The organism is Pseudomonas sp. HD57-3 (assembly GCF_056113135.1).
On the sequence record NZ_CM148568.1, the window covers coordinates 5,622,168 to 5,637,690 of the forward strand.

The 15,523-nt window shown below is 61.4% G+C and carries 14 protein-coding genes and 1 riboswitch; of the genes, 5 read left to right on the forward strand and 9 right to left on the reverse strand.

All coding sequences use genetic code 11. The annotated features are described in order from the left end of the window. Positions 1–81: 81 nt before the first annotated feature. The 4 genes from AC0R79_RS25440 to AC0R79_RS25455 all read right to left on the reverse strand — a co-directional run bounded on the left by AC0R79_RS25440 (position 82) and on the right by AC0R79_RS25455 (position 6,715). Entirely contained in the window at positions 82–1,446 is a 1,365-nt protein-coding gene (locus AC0R79_RS25440) for a DUF1329 domain-containing protein (RefSeq protein WP_127799851.1), read from the reverse strand. A gap of 28 nt (positions 1,447–1,474) precedes the next feature. Then, positions 1,475–3,364: a DUF1302 domain-containing protein gene (locus AC0R79_RS25445; RefSeq protein ID WP_127799853.1), complete on the reverse strand. Its 1,890-nt coding sequence runs from the start codon at positions 3,362–3,364 to the stop codon at positions 1,475–1,477. 336 nt (positions 3,365–3,700) lie between these two features. Then, entirely contained in the window at positions 3,701–5,383 is a 1,683-nt protein-coding gene (locus AC0R79_RS25450; protein ID WP_474732134.1) for a fatty acid--CoA ligase, read from the reverse strand. Positions 5,384–5,530: 147 nt separating this feature from the next. Further along, entirely contained in the window at positions 5,531–6,715 is a 1,185-nt protein-coding gene (locus tag AC0R79_RS25455) for an MFS transporter (protein WP_474732137.1), read from the reverse strand. A gap of 84 nt (positions 6,716–6,799) precedes the next feature. Here AC0R79_RS25455 and AC0R79_RS25460 point away from each other — a divergent pair, with 84 nt between their 5' ends. Then, positions 6,800–7,573, forward strand: coding sequence for an AraC family transcriptional regulator (locus tag AC0R79_RS25460; protein WP_474732140.1), 774 nt, complete (start codon positions 6,800–6,802; stop codon positions 7,571–7,573). On the opposite strand, the gene AC0R79_RS25465 is transcribed toward AC0R79_RS25460, so the two are convergent. Further along, positions 7,557–8,186, reverse strand: a complete 630-nt coding sequence (locus tag AC0R79_RS25465) for a LysE family translocator (protein WP_085655278.1) — start codon at positions 8,184–8,186, stop codon at positions 7,557–7,559. The genes AC0R79_RS25460 and AC0R79_RS25465 overlap by 17 nt on opposite strands. A gap of 91 nt (positions 8,187–8,277) precedes the next feature. Here AC0R79_RS25465 and AC0R79_RS25470 point away from each other — a divergent pair, with 91 nt between their 5' ends. From AC0R79_RS25470 to AC0R79_RS25480, 3 genes are all read left to right on the forward strand, one after another. Then, positions 8,278–9,243, forward strand: a complete 966-nt coding sequence (locus AC0R79_RS25470) for a 2-hydroxyacid dehydrogenase (protein WP_273901799.1) — start codon at positions 8,278–8,280, stop codon at positions 9,241–9,243. Between the two features lie 33 nt (positions 9,244–9,276). Continuing rightward, a complete protein-coding gene (locus AC0R79_RS25475) occupies positions 9,277–10,275 on the forward strand; it encodes a class I SAM-dependent methyltransferase (RefSeq protein ID WP_007956835.1) in 999 nt (332 codons plus the stop codon). A gap of 39 nt (positions 10,276–10,314) precedes the next feature. Beyond that, positions 10,315–10,439: riboswitch (yybP-ykoY riboswitch) on the forward strand. Between the two features lie 87 nt (positions 10,440–10,526). Beyond that, positions 10,527–11,111: a TMEM165/GDT1 family protein gene (locus AC0R79_RS25480; protein ID WP_007956837.1), complete on the forward strand. Its 585-nt coding sequence runs from the start codon at positions 10,527–10,529 to the stop codon at positions 11,109–11,111. 44 nt (positions 11,112–11,155) lie between these two features. Here AC0R79_RS25480 and AC0R79_RS25485 read toward each other — a convergent pair whose 3' ends face one another. Then, positions 11,156–11,974 carry a M48 family metallopeptidase gene (locus AC0R79_RS25485; RefSeq protein ID WP_007956847.1) on the reverse strand — a complete coding sequence of 273 codons (819 nt, stop codon included), beginning with the start codon at positions 11,972–11,974 and terminating at the stop codon, positions 11,156–11,158. Between the two features lie 263 nt (positions 11,975–12,237). On the opposite strand from AC0R79_RS25485, the gene AC0R79_RS25490 reads away from it, so the two are divergent. Further along, on the forward strand, positions 12,238–14,379 hold the full coding sequence (locus AC0R79_RS25490) for a methyl-accepting chemotaxis protein (RefSeq protein WP_474732146.1): 2,142 nt from the start codon (positions 12,238–12,240) through the stop codon (positions 14,377–14,379). Between the two features lie 4 nt (positions 14,380–14,383). On the opposite strand, the gene AC0R79_RS25495 is transcribed toward AC0R79_RS25490, so the two are convergent. Genes AC0R79_RS25495 through AC0R79_RS25505 form a run of 3 tightly spaced genes read right to left on the reverse strand, consistent with a single transcriptional unit; the run spans position 14,384 to position 15,496 of the window. After that, positions 14,384–15,007 (reverse strand): SOS response-associated peptidase, encoded by a 624-nt coding sequence (locus tag AC0R79_RS25495; protein ID WP_127799865.1) that lies wholly within the window; start codon positions 15,005–15,007, stop codon positions 14,384–14,386. 36 nt (positions 15,008–15,043) lie between these two features. Continuing rightward, positions 15,044–15,304, reverse strand: a complete 261-nt coding sequence (locus AC0R79_RS25500) for a putative signal transducing protein (RefSeq protein ID WP_011335895.1) — start codon at positions 15,302–15,304, stop codon at positions 15,044–15,046. 9 nt (positions 15,305–15,313) lie between these two features. Continuing rightward, positions 15,314–15,496, reverse strand: a complete 183-nt coding sequence (locus AC0R79_RS25505) for a CPXCG motif-containing cysteine-rich protein (RefSeq protein ID WP_474732151.1) — start codon at positions 15,494–15,496, stop codon at positions 15,314–15,316. Positions 15,497–15,523: the final 27 nt, after the last annotated feature.

Here is a 15,523-nt window from a genome sequence, read left to right on the forward strand (position 1 = left end):
TACGGAAAAAGCGACAGGCAAAAAAACGCCCCGAACCTGTCGGGGCGTTTTCACGAGGATGCGGCCTCGGTTTACAGGAGCTTAGCGAATGCCGTCCTGACGCAGGGCGGCCGGCGAGAAGTCGCTGATGGTGGCGGTGAAGCCAAAGTCATAAGCCCGGCTTTCTTCGTTCTTCATGCCCAGTGCCAGATAACGACCGGACTGCAGATCGTAGAGCGTTTCCAGGGTGTACCACGGCACCTGCACGTTGTAGTAGTCCTGGGCGTGAGCTTCCGCCACGCGCCACAGCTGGTTGCGACCGTCGTAGTGATCGATCACGGCCGCTTGCCAGGTGTCTTCGTCGATGAAGAAGTCACGCTTGGCGTAGATGTGACGCTGGCCTTCCTTCAGGGTCGCGGTCACGTGCCAGACGCGACGCAGTTCATAACGCGCCAGATCCTGGTTGATGTGCCCGGCCTTGATGATGTCGGCGTACTTGAGCTTCGGATCGTCGAGCTTGTAGCTATCGGAGGCGATGTACATCTCTTGTTTGCCGACCAGTTTCCAGTCGTAGCGATCCGGTGCACCGTTGAACATGTCCAGGTTGTCGGAAGTACGCAGGCCATCCGCCGCGGTACCCGGGCCGTCATACGACACTTGCGGTGCGCGACGTACACGACGCTGACCGGCGTTGTAGACCCACGCCGAACGCGGTTCCTTCACCTGGTCGAGGGTCTCGTGTACCAGCAGCACGCCACCGGCCAGACGTGCCGGCGCGGTCACTTTCTGCTTGAAGTAGAACAGGATGTTGCCCGGGTTCGCCGGATCGTAATCCTTCATCCGGTCACGGAACACGAACTGATCCTGGAAGTACACCAGGCTGAACGAGCCGTTCGGTTGCGGAGTGGCCTGGGTCACCAGACGGGTCACGCTGCCGCCGCGATAGCGGGTGATGTGGTTCCAGATGACTTCCACACCGGTTTTCGGAATCGGGAACGGCACGGCGGTATCGAAGTTTTCCAGGCCGTTGCCGCCTTGCACCAGATTCGTGGTGGTGGCGTTTTTCTTGATGGCGGCAAATACCGAGTCCGGCACGGTGGCACCGCGATGGGACGGATAGACCGGCATCTTGAAGGTTTCAGGGTAGCGCTGGAACATCGCGTACTGACCCGGCGCAAGCTTGGCCTTGTACTGATCGACGTTCTGCTTGGTGATGGTGAACAGCGGTTTTTCACTAGCGTAAGGGTCGGACAGGAAGCCTTTGCTGTCGACGGTGCCGGCATTCTTCGGCATCGGTTTCCAGGCCGGAATCGAGCCGTCGGCGTTACCAGCCATTTCCGCGCCCATCGGGGTCAGACTCTTGCCCAGCTTGTCCGCTTCGGCGGCGGGCACCGCCGCCATGACACCGGTCGCCAGCAGCGACAGGCCCAGAACACCGGCGTGGAACAGACTTTTTGTTATTTTCATAAATTCGTTCGTCCTGAAAATGCAGTGCTTAGAAGTTCACGCCGAAGCTGAGCGCCACGAAGTCGCGGTCATCCACGGTGGTGTACTTGCCGTCGAAGAAGTTGGTGTAGGCCAGGCTCGCGGTGTAGGTGTTCTGGTACTCGGCATCGACGCCCAGGCTCACCGCCTTGCGACCTTCCTCGAAGTTGCCGCCAGGGCCTGGCGAGTAGCCGCTGACGTCGTGGGACCAGGCCACGTTCGGCTTGAGGTTCACGCCGGCGAACACGTCGTTGTATTCCCAGATGGCGCGACCGCGATAACCCCACGAAGTCGATGTGGTGAAGCCACCATTGGTGCAGTTGCGGCTACGGTTGTTCTGTGGCGAGCCTGGGCCTGCACCGTTGATGGTGCCGGCGTTGAGGATGTTGGCACAGGTATTGGTCGTGCCAGTGGCCGGCAATTCGCCAGGCCCGTAGACCGGATCACGGCCGTAACGGACGTCGGAGGTGCTTTCCAGGCCGCCGACATGAGTCACGCCCACTTCACCCACCAGGGTCAGACGGCTGGCGCCCATGACTTGATCGAAGAAGTGCGTAAGCGTGGTCTGGAACTGGGTGATTTCCTTGCGACGATAGCCGTGCAGGTCCTGGCCCGGAACACCTGTCAGCAGCGAAGCATTAGTCAGCGCACCGCCCAGTGGACGCACACCGGCGAACAGGATGTCAGTGGAGTTCAACTGCACCGGAGCGTTCGGCCGGTAGCTGATTTCACCGCTCCACGCCGTACCGGTAGGCAGGGTGGTGGAGAAGCTCAGGCCATACAGGCGGATGTCTTCAGGGTACTCGACGAAATACTTCGAGTTACCCGCCACCAGCAACGGACCCAACGCGGCGAACGGGCCAGGCAAGGACGCAGCAGTGTTGTAGACCGACTGCGGTGCGCCGGTAGCACTGAAGATCGGCGCACGGCTGTGGTAGTTCATGAAGTACGCGCCGAACTCGGTGTCGAGCGGTTCGAACATGTACTTGAGGGACGCGCCCCACTGGCCGCTGTCGCGTGCATCGCGATCACCGCCGCGCTGGACCAGAACGCCTTCTTCATTGACGTTGACGCCGTTGGCAGCCAATGGCCCCAAGGCAATGGCCGGGATCTGCGAACGCTTGTTCAGCACGCGCAGGTTGTCGGTGCAACCGTCGGCAATGATGTCCGGCTGGGAGAAGAAGGTGCCGCAGTTGTCGACGACGGTCTGGTCCCACTCGAGCTGATAGAAGGCTTCGGCGGACAGGTTTTCGGTCAGGCTCTGGGACACGTAGAACATGTTGACCGGGATCAGGCCTTCCTTGATCTCGGCGCCCGGACGACGGAACGCGGACACGTCGATCGGGTTGATCGAGTTGATGCCGCCGCCGATGAAGGTACTTTCACCCCAGCTCACCACCTGTTTGCCCAGACGCACGGAGCCTGGCTGATCGGCGATCGAGTAGTTGTGGTAGACGAAGGCGTCGAGGATCTGACCGCCGGCGGACTTGGCGCCTTCCTTGCGGTTGCTGTCGCTGATGTCCTTGAACTCGCGGCTCTCGTCCTTCAGTTCGAAGTCGTACCAGTACTTGCCACGGACGAACACGCCGGTGTCGCCGTATTTCAGTTCGAGGTCATGGATGCCCTTGAAGATCTTCGAGAAGGTTTCGCCGCTCTTGAAGTTGGCATGGCCGTCGTCGGAAGTCTGGGACAGACCGTGACCGCCGTTGTTGACGCCGATGAGGTTCTTGTTCGGGCTCTGGGTGGACCAGCTGGCACCGATCGACAGGGAGGAGTCGAACTGGCCTTCGATTTCACCGACGTTGAAACTGACGCCGAATGCGGGCCCGGCGAGCGAAGAAGCAAGACTGACGGCCAGAGGCAGCTTTGCCCGGCGCCAGAACTGGTTTACTGAGGTCATCGACGCTACTCCATGTGCATTATTGTTATGGCAGTGAGTACTTTTAAAAACGCCTGAAGGACCGGGCGCCAGAGGCTTCCCGAAATCGCTTCAATGTTGCATCGCCCCGTTTGTGCGTGTGCCCCGTTCTTAAAAATCCTTGAGCGGACTATAGCCAGCAGGTGGTACTGCTTGATCCCTCTAAAGTGTGATTTGCAGCTGCCAACCACTCTGGAACAGTCCTTTCGCCAGTCCGACGCATGTCGGCACGGCAAGGATGGCTGAAAATTCGGATTTCACAAGCCAAGCGCTTGCTTGGTGGGTCTGGCGCGCCGTTTTCGGCGCGCCAGAGGACGCTCAGAGCGTCGAGAGGAAGGTGCTGTTGTTGGCCTGCCATTCGGTGATGTCGAGGCGGATGCGCTTCTTGTCGAGCTTGCCGACACTGGTCTTGGGAATTTCAGTAACAAGCGCGATCTGGCTCGGAATCGCCCACTTGCTCAAGTGCCCCAGTTCAACGAACGGCTTGAGGTGTTCCTTGAGCTCGCGCGCCCCGATGGCGTGCCCTTCGCGGACCACCAGCAAGGCAAACGGACGCTCGCCCCACTGCGGATCGGCGATGCCCACCACTGCTACTTCACGTACCGCGACATGACGACTGATCAGGTCTTCGAGGTCCAGTGAAGAGATCCACTCACCGCCGGTCTTGATCACATCCTTGATCCGGTCGCGGATGTCGATCACGCCCATGCTGTCCAGCGTGGCGACATCGCCGGTGTGCAGCCAGCCGCCGGCCCACAGCTCGGCGCCCTTTTGCGGCTCGTTGAAATAACCCTCGGTCAGCCATGGTGCGCGCAGCACCAGCTCGCCCTGGGTCTCGCCATCGGCCGGGAGGAAATTGCCCTCGGTGTCGACGATCGCCGCTTCGACCAGTGGCCCAGGCACGCCGGCCTTGATCCGGTAGGTGGTGCGCTCGTCTTCGGTGCCCGCCATCAATTCATCGTTCAGATGCGCGCACGAAACCAGTGGCCCGGTTTCCGACATGCCATACGCGGCCGTCAGTTGAATGCCCTTGCTCTTGGCCGTTTCATACAGCGTGCGATTGAGCGCACTGCCGCCGATGACGATTTTCCAGCCGCCGAAATCGGTGCCTTGCGCGCCCTTGGCGTTGAGCACCATCTGCAGGATGGTCGGCACACAATGGGAGAACGTGACCTTTTCCTTGCGCCACAGCTCGACCAGGAATTCCGGGTCGTAACGCCCCGGATAAACCTGCTTGAGCCCGAGCATGGTCGCCACATACGGCAGGCCCCACGCATGCACATGGAACATCGGGGTGATCGGCATGTACACGTCGTTGGTGCCCAGCAGCCGCACGCTGTCGATGGCGCCCATGATGGTCGACACGCCCATGGTGTGCAGCACCAATTGCCGATGGGTGAAGTACACGCCTTTCGGGTTGCCGGTGGTGCCCGTGGTGTAGAACGTGGTGGCGACCGAGTTCTCGTCGAAATCCTGGAAGTCGTGCTGCGGACTCGCGGCCGCCAGCAGTTGCTCGTACTCGCCTACCAGATTCGGCAGATCGGCGGTTTTTTCCGGCAGATCGGTCAGCAGCAGGGTTTTCTCCACCGTGGTCAGGTGCGGCGCGATGGCCTGGTACAGCCCGACAAACTCGCTGTTGACCAGCACAAAGCGGTCCTCGGCGTGGTTCATGGTGTAGAGGATCTGCTCCGGCGACAGGCGCACATTGATCGTGTGAATCACCGCGCCGATCATCGGGATCGCAAACATGCACTCCAGGTAGCGATGGCTGTCCCAGTCCATCACCGCCACGGTGTCACCGGCCTTGACGCCGGCCGCCGTCAGCACGTTGGCCAGCCGCGCGACCCGTTCGATCAGCGTCGGGTAGCTGTAGCGCAGCTGGTCACGATAGATGATCTCGCGGGTTTTCTCGTAACGGGCGCCCGACATCAGCAGCCGTTTAATCAGCAGTGGATACTGGTACGCCCCTTCGGCGGGCGGAATAACGCGAGTCTGCAACATAAGAATCCCTTTTCTGACTGCACGGTGTTGGCTTTGGAGTTTCGTACTCTAGAACCCTTATACGTCAGCCAAATCAGCCAAAGGAATGATTTGCAGAGCCGTACAAATGCTAGCTTTGCGCCAGCATTTGCCGGTATTCGTCACCGATCAGGCCGTTTGCCCTACAGCCGCTTCGGAAGGCGTACGTGGGAAAACCACCGCAGCGAGGAAAGTCAAAGCGCCAAAACCCGCGAGAATCAGGTAAAGCCCCACAAAGCCATGGCGCGGTTCGACATAAGAAATCAGCGGAATCGCCGTCGCACTGGCACCGAACGATAAACAGTAACGCAAGGCAAACACCCGCGACTGCCATTGCGGCGCAACGAAGTTGGCGACCATCGAATCGTTCACCGTCACCTGGCCGAACACCACGAACATGAACGCCGCCCCGACGGCGATCACCGCCCAGCCATCGACATAAGCCAGGGCGAACAGCAACGGCGCCTGGCACAACGTCAGCGCGATAAACGGCCACTTCAGGCTGGCGCGGTGCAACACCCGGCCGATGCTCAACTGCGCAATCGCACCGAAGGCGTAAGCCAGACTGACCACCACACCGAGGGTTTGCGGCGAGGCGAACAGATCATGCAAGCGGTCCTGAAACAATTTTGGGTAGGTCATGGTGGTGGCGTTGAACACCACCCCCCCGGTGGCCGTGGCCAGAGCCAACACGCCGAACACCATGACCATCGAAATACGCTGGCCGCCTGCGCCTTTGAGCGCGGTGTGCGGGCGCTTGGGGATCGGCTCCTCGTGCACCTGCAAGGCAAAACCGATCCCCAGCACGATTGCCACGGCACCGGGTATCAGAAACGCCGAGCGCCAGCCGAACTGCGCCACCAGCAGCCCGGTGATCAGCGCGGAGAACGCGACCCCGAGGTTGCCCCACATGCCGTTGATACCGATCTCGCGCCCGCGATTCTGCGCATAGGCCACCAGCATCGCCGTGCCGACCGGGTGATAGATCGCGGCGAAAATGCCGATCAGGGTCAGGCCGATGACCAGCATCGTCGGGCTGTTACTGAGACCGGTGAAGATTGCCGAGGCACCGATGCCGAAGAAAAACACCAGCATCATTTGCCGCCGGCTCCAGTGATCCCCCAGCCAGCCGGCCGGTAGCGAACACGCGCCGAACGCGATGAAGCCGCCCAGCGACAGGCCGATCAGCGCGGCGTAGTCGAGGGCGAAAGCCTGGGTCATGCCAAGCACGGCGGCGGGGAAAATCAGCATGAACATGTGATCGATCACATGGGCGGCGTTGATGTAGCGAATGACGTTTCTGGACTGGTTCATGACGGCACGCTTTACGTTGTAGTGAGCGCTCATGCTAAGGTGACCGGAAAGCGCATTTATGCCAACCAAGTCATCGAATCCGACATGTTGATCAGCCATTTCGAACACGGACCGGTCAGTGCCTATCCCCGGGACTATCTGGACGGCTCGCACCAGCCGCTGCACCTGCACCGCGAGGCGCAATTGCTTTATGCCGTGAGCGGAGTGATGCGGCTGGTGACGGCGCAAGGTGCCTGGGTGCTTCCGCCGAGTCGGGCGGTGTGGATTCCGCCCGAAGTCGCCCACGAGATTTTCATGTCCGGCGATGTGCAGATGCGTTCACTGTTCATCGCCCCCGAACTGGCGCCGGCCAGCCTGCGCAACTGTTGTGTGCTGGCGGTCACGCCATTGCTGCGCGAACTGATCCTGCGTGCGGTGCAGGGCCCGCCGCATGCCGACAATCCGCTGATCCAGCAACTGATGCTGGAAGAACTCGCCAGCCTCGAAAATCTGCCGCTGCACATCCCGATGCCCACTGACCGGCGCCTGCAAGGCATTTGCCTGGCGCTGTTACGCACGCCGGATCATCCCAACACCCTGGAAGACTGGGCGCAGCAGGTCGGCGCCAGCTCACGCACGTTGGCGCGGCTGTTCCAGCAACAACTGAAGATGAATTTCAATGCCTGGCGCCAGCAACTGCGCCTGATGGAAGCCCTGCCCCGCCTGCTCGCCGGGGACAGCGTGCAGAGCGTGGCGCGGGATCTGGGTTACGGCAGCGCGCGGGCGTTCAGCGCGATGTTTCGCCGTTTGCTCGGGGACAATCCCCGGGAGTACCTCAACGCCCTGAATCAGCTTCGCTCGATCAATGCATCTCGGTGAACGCGAGTTTCACGCCGATGGCGATCAGCACCGCGCCCATGGTGCGGTCGAACCAGTGGCCCATGCGGGCGAAACCGGCGCGCACGCGCTGCTGGCTGAACAGCATGGCCACCAGGCAGAACCAGGTGGCGGTCGCGACGGCGAGATAAATGCCGTAACCGGCCTGGACTGCCAGCGGGGTGTGCGGGTTGATCACCACGGTGAACAGCGACAGGAAGAACAGCGTGGCTTTCGGGTTCAGGCCGTTAGTCACGAAACCCGAGGTGAAGGCGCCACGGGCGGTGCGTTCGCCGGCTTCTTTGTGCAGATCATCGGTCACGGTTTTCGCCGGTTGCGCACGCAGGGCCTTGAAGCCGATGTACAGCAGGTACGCGGCCGCCGCCCATTTCAGGGCGTTGAACAGCACAATCGATTGGGAAACGATCAGGCCGATCCCCAGCAGCGAATAACCGACGTGCAGGAAAATCGCCGTGCCCACGCCCAACGCGGTCCAAGTCCCCGCGCGTCGCCCGTGGGTCACGCTTTCGCGCACCACCACGGCGAAATCAGGACCGGGGCTGGCGACGGCCAGCAGGTGAATCAGGGCAACGGTCAAGAATTCGGTCCAGTACATGGGGGCTCCTTTCGGCCAAGCGTAACGAGTTGTTTCATCTGGTAGGCTCGGCAGATTACGCCTTCCCTTCAAAGCACAACAGGTACAGTTGATGACGAACGCCCACCGCGCCGTATTCCTCGATCACCCGTCGCTGGATCTTGGCGATCTCGATCTGAGCCCTTTGCGTGACTGCTTCAGCGATCTGCAACTGTTCGCCCAGACGTTGCCTGCGCAAGTGAGCGAACGCCTGCAAGGGGCGACCGTGGCGATCAGCAACAAGATCCTGATCGACGCCGCCGCCATGGCCGCCAACCCTCAGTTGAAACTGATCTTGATCACCGCCACCGGCACCAACAACGTCGATCTGGCCGCCGCCCGCGCCCACGGCATCACGGTGTGCAACTGCCAGGGTTACGGCACGCCGTCGGTGGCGCAGCACACGATCATGCTGCTGCTCAACCTCGCCACGCGCCTGGCCGATTATCAAAAAGCCGTCGGCGAAGGCCGCTGGCAGCAGGCGAAACAGTTCTGCCTGCTGGATTACCCGATTGTCGAACTGGAAGGCAAAACCCTTGGCTTGCTTGGACACGGCGAACTCGGCGGCGCGGTCGCGCGTCTGGCCGAAGCCTTCGGCATGCGCGTGCTGCTGGGGCAGATTCCGGGGCGCCCGGCCCGTCCGGATCGATTGCCGCTGGAAGAACTGTTGCCACAGATCGACGCCCTCACCCTGCACTGCCCGCTCAACGAACACACCCGGCATTTCATCGGTGCTCGCGAACTCGCCTCGATGAAACCCGGCGCGTTCGTGGTCAACACCGCCCGGGGCGGGCTGATCGACGAACAGGCCCTGGCCGACGCCTTGCGCAGCGGTCATCTGGGCGGCGCGGCCACCGATGTACTGAGCGTCGAACCACCGACCCACGGCAATCCGCTGCTCGCCGCCGACATCCCGCGCCTGATCGTCACCCCGCACAACGCCTGGGGCAGCCGCGAAGCGCGGCAGCGGATCGTTGGCCAACTGGTCGAAAACACCCAGGCGTTCTACAGCGGTAAGGCGCTGCGGGTCGTCAGTTGATAAACTGCGGCACTTTTTTTCACAGGAGCAGTTATGGATCCGCGCAGTGAAGTACTGCTTCGTCAGGCCGAGTTATTCCAGGGTTCGGTGTTGCTGGCCGGTTTACCTGCCGATGATCTGCTGGGGCGTCTGCCCGATGCGTTTGGCTGGTGCTGGCACGCCGGCGATCAGGCCGCGCTCGATGCGCGCTTCGAAGGCCGCAGCCATTTTGGCGTGAACGTGCCGGAACGCGAATTCACCAACGCCGTGGTGTTCCTGCCCAAGGCCAAGGATCTGACCGATTACATCCTCAATGCCGTGGCTTCGCGTCTGGCCGGGCGTGAGGTGTATCTGGTCGGGGAGAAACGCAGTGGTATCGAAGGCGCATCCAAGCAACTCAACCCGTTCGGCAAGCCGCGCAAGCTCGACAGCGCGCGCCATTGCCAGTTGTGGCAAGTGACCGTGGCCAACGCGCCGGAAGCCAAACCGCTGGAAAGCCTGGCGCAGACTTACGAACTGCCGCTGGCCGAAGGCCCGTTGAAAGTCATCAGCCTGCCGGGCGTGTTCAGCCATGGCCGACTGGATCGCGGCAGCGCCCTGCTGCTGGAGCACCTGGACAAACTGCCGAGCGGTCATCTGCTGGACTTCGGTTGCGGCGCCGGCGTACTCGGTGCGGCGGTCAAGCGTCGTTACCCGCACAATCAGGTCACGTTGCTCGACGTTGATGCCTTCGCTGCCGCCAGCAGCCGTCTGACCCTGGCGGCCAACGGTCTGGAAGCCGAAGTATTGACCGGTGACGGCATCGACGCCGCGCCGATGGGTTTGAACGCAATTCTGAGCAACCCACCGTTCCATGTCGGCGTGCACACCGATTATTTCGCTACCGAGAACTTGCTGCGAAAAGCGGCAAAACATCTGAAAAACGGTGGCGAACTTCGCCTGGTTGCCAACAGCTTCCTCAAGTATCAGCCGCTGATCGAAGAGCATCTCGGGGTCTGCGCGATCAAGGCCGAAGGCAATGGTTTCCGGATTTACCGGGCCAAGCGCGGCTGAAAATTAGCACTTGCCGAATGGATTCTGCCTAGGCAGAATCCGCTCCGTCCTAGGGGAGTAGTCTCCCACGAGCGCCAAGCTCGTCCGGCATACGTCAACATACTTGATCCTCAGATCATGGCGTATGCGACCCAAGCGTCCGCACCAGACGGATCGCAGGGTTTGACAAGACCTATGACACGCACACCTTACCCGGGGCGGGAAGGTTGTACGTGTCATAGCCGTGTCGACCCGCCCCTTAGGAAATCCTGATGCTGGACTCGTTACTCGTTCCCACCGCAATCGTTGCCTTGGCCGAAATCGGCGACAAGACGCAACTGCTCGCGCTGATTCTCGCCGCTCGCTTCCGCAAACCCTGGCCAATCATTGCCGGTATCGTGGCTGCGACCCTGGCCAACCACGCGGCAGCCGGTGCGGTCGGCGCCTGGTTCGGCAGCTTCTTCTCCGATTCGGTCCTGCACTGGATTCTCGCCGCGAGCTTCGCCGCCACCGCCCTGTGGACGCTGGTGCCGGACAAGATGGACGACGATGAAGCCAGCACCGCCCGCAAGTTCGGGCCATTCCTGACCACGCTGATTGCGTTCTTCCTCGCGGAAATCGGTGACAAGACCCAGATCGCTACCGTAATGCTGGCGGCGCAATACCCGGAGCTGTGGCTGGTAATCATCGGTACGACGGCGGGCATGCTGATCGCCAACGTGCCGGTGGTACTGGCGGGGAATTTCGCAGCAGAGAAACTGCCGCTGACCCTGATCCGTCGACTGGCCGCCTCGGCGTTCCTGATCCTGGCGATCGTCGCGGTGTACAAGGCGATGCAGAGCAGCGGCTGGGTTTGATCCGGCAGATCGCTCCCGCACCGAGTGCGGGAGCGATCATGGCTTCAGGACTTGGGCGCTTTCTCGTAAAGCGGCATGACCTTCGGAATCGCCGCCTGCAACGCAGCCGTGCGGCTGCTGGAAGACGGGTGAGTGCTCATGAACTCCGGCGGCGCGCCTTCAGAGGCCTTGCTCATCTTCTCCCACAGAGTGATGGCGGCGTTCGGGTTGTACCCGGCACGCGCGGCGAGTTCCAGACCGATCAGGTCGGCCTCGTTCTCGTTGGCGCGGCTGTTGGGCAGCGTCATGCCGTAGTTGGCCACGGTGTCGGCCAGCGCCAGGCTGTCCTGCCCCAGGCCGAGCAACGCACCGGCGCCCTGCTTGGCCATTTCGATGCCATAGGCCTTGGACATGGCTTCACGTCCGTGCTCGCGCAAGGCGTGAGCGATTTCATGGCCCATGACCGCGGCGATTTCATCGTCGGTGAGTTTCAGGCTGTCGATCAGCCCGGTGTAGAAAATGATCTTGCCGCCAGGACCGCAGTTGGCGTTGAGCTCGTCGCTCTTGATCAGGTTCACTTCCCATTTCCACTGCGCCGAATCCGGACGGAAATTCGGTGCCTGGGCGATCAGCCGGTTGGCGATGGCCTGAATGCGTTTGGCGTCATTGCTGGTCTTGTCCAGCACGCCTTTGCTGGACGCCTCGCCCACGGTCTTCTGATAGGACTGGGCATACATCTGGTCGACCTCTTGCGAGGACAGCATGCTGAACATGTACTGCTTGCGCTCCACGCCCACGGCACCGCCGCTGGTGGTGTTGACCGACTGACAACCGGCCAGCAACAGCGCCGCGCTCAGTGCACTTACAACCAATGTCTTGTTCATTCAAAAGCTCCCTGAAAACCTGCCGCGTATCCTAGGCGGGTAATTGTATCGACGCCAGATACAACGGACGTGTTGCACCTGTTTTCAGAACACGTACGCCAGCCCTGCAGGAAAAAATTCACATCCACCGCCGCGCCCGCTGCAACTGCGTCGCGCACTGATCCATTTGCGACATCCGACTGCAATTACTTGCTCCGCACCTCATGGCGCAATAGTGGCTGCCGATACAGCAGCGCAGACGTCCTCTCGCGTGCGGAGCTCCCATGAAGTTCAAGTCGATCCAGTTTTCCGTGGCCGCCCTGGCCGGCGCCATCGTACTCAGCGTAGTCGCCGCGCTGGTGCTGTACGCGCTGTTCTCCGGTGCCCGCACACAGGAAATGGTCCAGCAACGGACCCAGGCCCAGTTCGAGCAAGTCATCGAACAGCGCCTGACGTCGCTGGCACAGACCCAGGTCAGCCAGATCCAGCGCGAACTGGAAGCACCGTTGCTGATTGCCGGCGGACTGGTACGCGTCAACGCCCTGCTCGGCACGCCGGCCGCCGATGGTCAGCCGCGACTGACCGTCAGCCGTGAGCAACTGATCAGCCTGATCAAGGAAAACGTCGAGAAGAACCCGAAGATTCTCGGCACCTACATCGGTTGGGAAAAGAACGCACTCGACCACAACGATTCGGCCTACGTCGGCACCAGTGTGGTCGGCATCGACGCCGCCAACGGACGTTTCCTGCCGTGGTGGTTCCGCAACGACGACGGCACCCTGGGCCTGGACAAACTGGTAGACGTCGACGACCAGAAAGTCCTGTCCACCGGCGTGCGCGCCAGCGAGTACTACCTGTGCTCGAAAGAAACCAAGAAATCCTGCGTGATCGATCCCGCCCCGTACAAGGTCGGCGACAAGATCGTCATGCTCGCCTCCTTTATTGAACCGATCATGCTCAACGGCGCCTTCCAGGGCATCGTCGGCGCCGACCTGTCGGTGAACTTCATCCAGGAAATGCTCCTGGGCGCCAACCAGAAACTGTACAGCGGCGCCGGGCAAATGGCCCTGATCGGCGGCAATGGCCGGATCGTCGCCTACACCAAGGATCCGAGCAAATTCGGCGAGAAAGTCAGCGACATTCTCGACGCGCAACAGATCTCCAACATGGCCAATCTCAAGCGCGGCGAAGTGACTTACACCGTCAATAAAGAGCAAGGCCGGATCGAGTTGTACCTGCCGTTCGGCATCGGCCAGACCGACGCGCGTTGGACGCTGATGCTGCAACTGCCGCTCGACGCGGTAATGGCTGACCTGCAAAAGCTCCAAGGCGACCTCGACGCCCAGCGCAAATCCGACACCTTCGGCATGGCCATGGTCGGTCTGATCATTGCCGGCCTCGGCCTGCTGGTGATCTGGCTGGTGGGCCACGGCATCGCCCGCCCGCTCAAACAAATGGTGACCATGCTCGATGACATTGCCCAGGGCGAAGGTGACCTGACCCGTCGTTTGACCAGTGACCGCAAAGACGAACTCGGTTCAATCGCCAAAGGCTTCAATACCTTCCTCGCCAAACTGCAGGGGATGATCACGCAGGTGGTGTCGTCGGTACAGAGCGTCAGCGATTCCTCGGAGCACACCGCGGACATCGCAATCCGCACCAATATCGGCATTCAGAAACAAATGGCCGAGATTGATCAGGTCGCCACCGCCGTGCAGGAAATGACCGCCACCGCGCAAGACGTGGCGCGTAACGCGACCCAGGCTGCACAAGCCGCCAGCCACGCTGATCAGGCGGCAAGCCAGGGCATGCAAATCGTGCGCGATACGTCGAATTCGATCGGCGTGCTGGCCGTGGAAATCGGCAAGGCCGTGGACGTGGTGCAGACCCTGGCCAAGGACAGCGAAAACATCAACGCGATCCTCATCGCCATTCGCGGGATCGCCGAGCAGACCAACCTGCTGGCCCTCAACGCGGCGATCGAAGCGGCCCGCGCTGGTGAACAAGGACGTGGTTTTGCGGTGGTGGCCGACGAGGTGCGCAACCTGGCGCAGAAAACCCAGAAGGCCACCGAAGAAATCCAGAGCATGATCCAGCAACTGCAACAGGGCACCCGCGATGTGGTGCGGGTCATGGAGGACAGCCAGAACCGCACCGACGAAAGCGTGCAGCACGCGGCCAAGGCAGCCGAAGCGCTGGAGACCATTACTCAGGCGGTATCGGTGATCAACGACATGAACACCCAGATCGCCAGCGCCGCCGAGGAACAGAGCGCGGTGGCCGACGACATCAACCGTAACGTGATCAATATCGGTCAGGTGGCCAATGAGGTGGCGGGTGGTGCGGATGAATCGAGTTCGGCGAGTGCCGATTTGACCAAACTGGCGGAGCAACAGCGGCGGTTGATCAATCAGTTCAAGGTCTGACCGATCAGGCCGGAGTCAGGCACTCCGGCCCGTTGAGCTTCGGATCATTGACCAGATTCGCCAGCACCCGCTCGCGCAAGGCGGCGGGTTCGCTGGCGAGCAAACCCTGCAGGACATGCAACGGCGTTTCAGGATCAAGCCACGCCGCCTGCCCCGCCTCATCGAGAATCAACGGCCGGCGCTGACTGGCCGCCGACTGAGTGATCACCGCCGTGCTCAGCCACACCTGCTCCTGCACCGGATACGCTTCCCAGATCGCCGCAAAAAACAACGAAGCACCTTCCCCCGGCGTCAGCCAGTACGGGCGTTTGCGCACGTTGCCGCGCCATTCGTAGAAACCGTTGGCCGGCAGCAGGCAGCGGCGCAGGCGCAGGGCTTCACGGAACATCGGCTGTTCGGCGACGGTTTCGGCCCGGGCGTGGGCCGGCGTGCGCGACATGTCGGTCAGCCACGGCGGTGTCAGCCCCCAACGGGCACGGGCCAGCGTGCGCTGGCCGTCGGGTTCGGCGCGCAGCATCAACACCGAATCGTTGGGGGAAATGTTCCACTGCGCCTGCTGATCGGCAGGAAAACCTGGCAGGTTCGCGAAATCGCGGTTCCAGCGAAACAGGGCATAACGTCCACACATGGGGCAGCACGACTCACAAATAAAACGAACGCCAGCCTAACAGACCAGCGTCCCGGGATAGCTGTCCGGTTCATCGCCGGGCAGCGGCAGCGCGGCATTGTACGCACTGATCAACTCGCGGGCGTATTCGGCCTGGTCGTTATCGACCGACAGGCCCAGCAGACCGAAGATCGGCAACTCGCCCGTGCCGCCCAGCAGATCGCGCCCGACCAGATGCGCCTCGATGCCCTCGCTGGCGAGCATGCCCTTGAGCATTTCGCCTTCCATCAGGTTTTCCGGCTCGTAGATTCGCTGCATGAGCGCGCCTCAATCGTTTTCGTGGAAGACTTCCAGAAACCAGTCCTCTCCGTGGACCTGCAACACAAAGGTGATCGGCCGACAGCACACCTGACAGTCTTCAATATAGGTCTGGTCGCCAGCGGAGAGATCCACGGTCGTCTCGACCTCTTCACCACAATACGGACATTCATATACTGCGCTTTCCAGCATCGCGGTCTCCCGGGTGACTTGTGCGTA

What these genes read in the sequence shown, in the direction of transcription:
- AC0R79_RS25465 (WP_085655278.1), bottom strand. Translation starts at nt 8,186, where the DNA reads ATGTACTGGACCGAATTCTTGACCGTTGCCCTGATTCACCTGCTGGCC.
- AC0R79_RS25445 (WP_127799853.1), bottom strand. Translation starts at nt 3,364, where the DNA reads ATGACCTCAGTAAACCAGTTCTGGCGCCGGGCAAAGCTGCCTCTGGCC.
- AC0R79_RS25450 (WP_474732134.1), bottom strand. Translation starts at nt 5,383, where the DNA reads ATGTTGCAGACTCGCGTTATTCCGCCCGCCGAAGGGGCGTACCAGTAT.
- AC0R79_RS25475 (WP_007956835.1), top strand. Translation starts at nt 9,277, where the DNA reads ATGGATCCGCGCAGTGAAGTACTGCTTCGTCAGGCCGAGTTATTCCAG.
- AC0R79_RS25460 (WP_474732140.1), top strand. Translation starts at nt 6,800, where the DNA reads ATGTTGATCAGCCATTTCGAACACGGACCGGTCAGTGCCTATCCCCGG.
- AC0R79_RS25455 (WP_474732137.1), bottom strand. Translation starts at nt 6,715, where the DNA reads ATGAACCAGTCCAGAAACGTCATTCGCTACATCAACGCCGCCCATGTG.
- AC0R79_RS25440 (WP_127799851.1), bottom strand. Translation starts at nt 1,446, where the DNA reads ATGAAAATAACAAAAAGTCTGTTCCACGCCGGTGTTCTGGGCCTGTCG.
- AC0R79_RS25505 (WP_474732151.1), bottom strand. Translation starts at nt 15,496, where the DNA reads ATGCTGGAAAGCGCAGTATATGAATGTCCGTATTGTGGTGAAGAGGTC.
- AC0R79_RS25490 (WP_474732146.1), top strand. Translation starts at nt 12,238, where the DNA reads ATGAAGTTCAAGTCGATCCAGTTTTCCGTGGCCGCCCTGGCCGGCGCC.
- AC0R79_RS25480 (WP_007956837.1), top strand. Translation starts at nt 10,527, where the DNA reads ATGCTGGACTCGTTACTCGTTCCCACCGCAATCGTTGCCTTGGCCGAA.
- AC0R79_RS25485 (WP_007956847.1), bottom strand. Translation starts at nt 11,974, where the DNA reads ATGAACAAGACATTGGTTGTAAGTGCACTGAGCGCGGCGCTGTTGCTG.
- AC0R79_RS25470 (WP_273901799.1), top strand. Translation starts at nt 8,278, where the DNA reads ATGACGAACGCCCACCGCGCCGTATTCCTCGATCACCCGTCGCTGGAT.
- AC0R79_RS25500 (WP_011335895.1), bottom strand. Translation starts at nt 15,304, where the DNA reads ATGCAGCGAATCTACGAGCCGGAAAACCTGATGGAAGGCGAAATGCTC.
- AC0R79_RS25495 (WP_127799865.1), bottom strand. Translation starts at nt 15,007, where the DNA reads ATGTGTGGACGTTATGCCCTGTTTCGCTGGAACCGCGATTTCGCGAAC.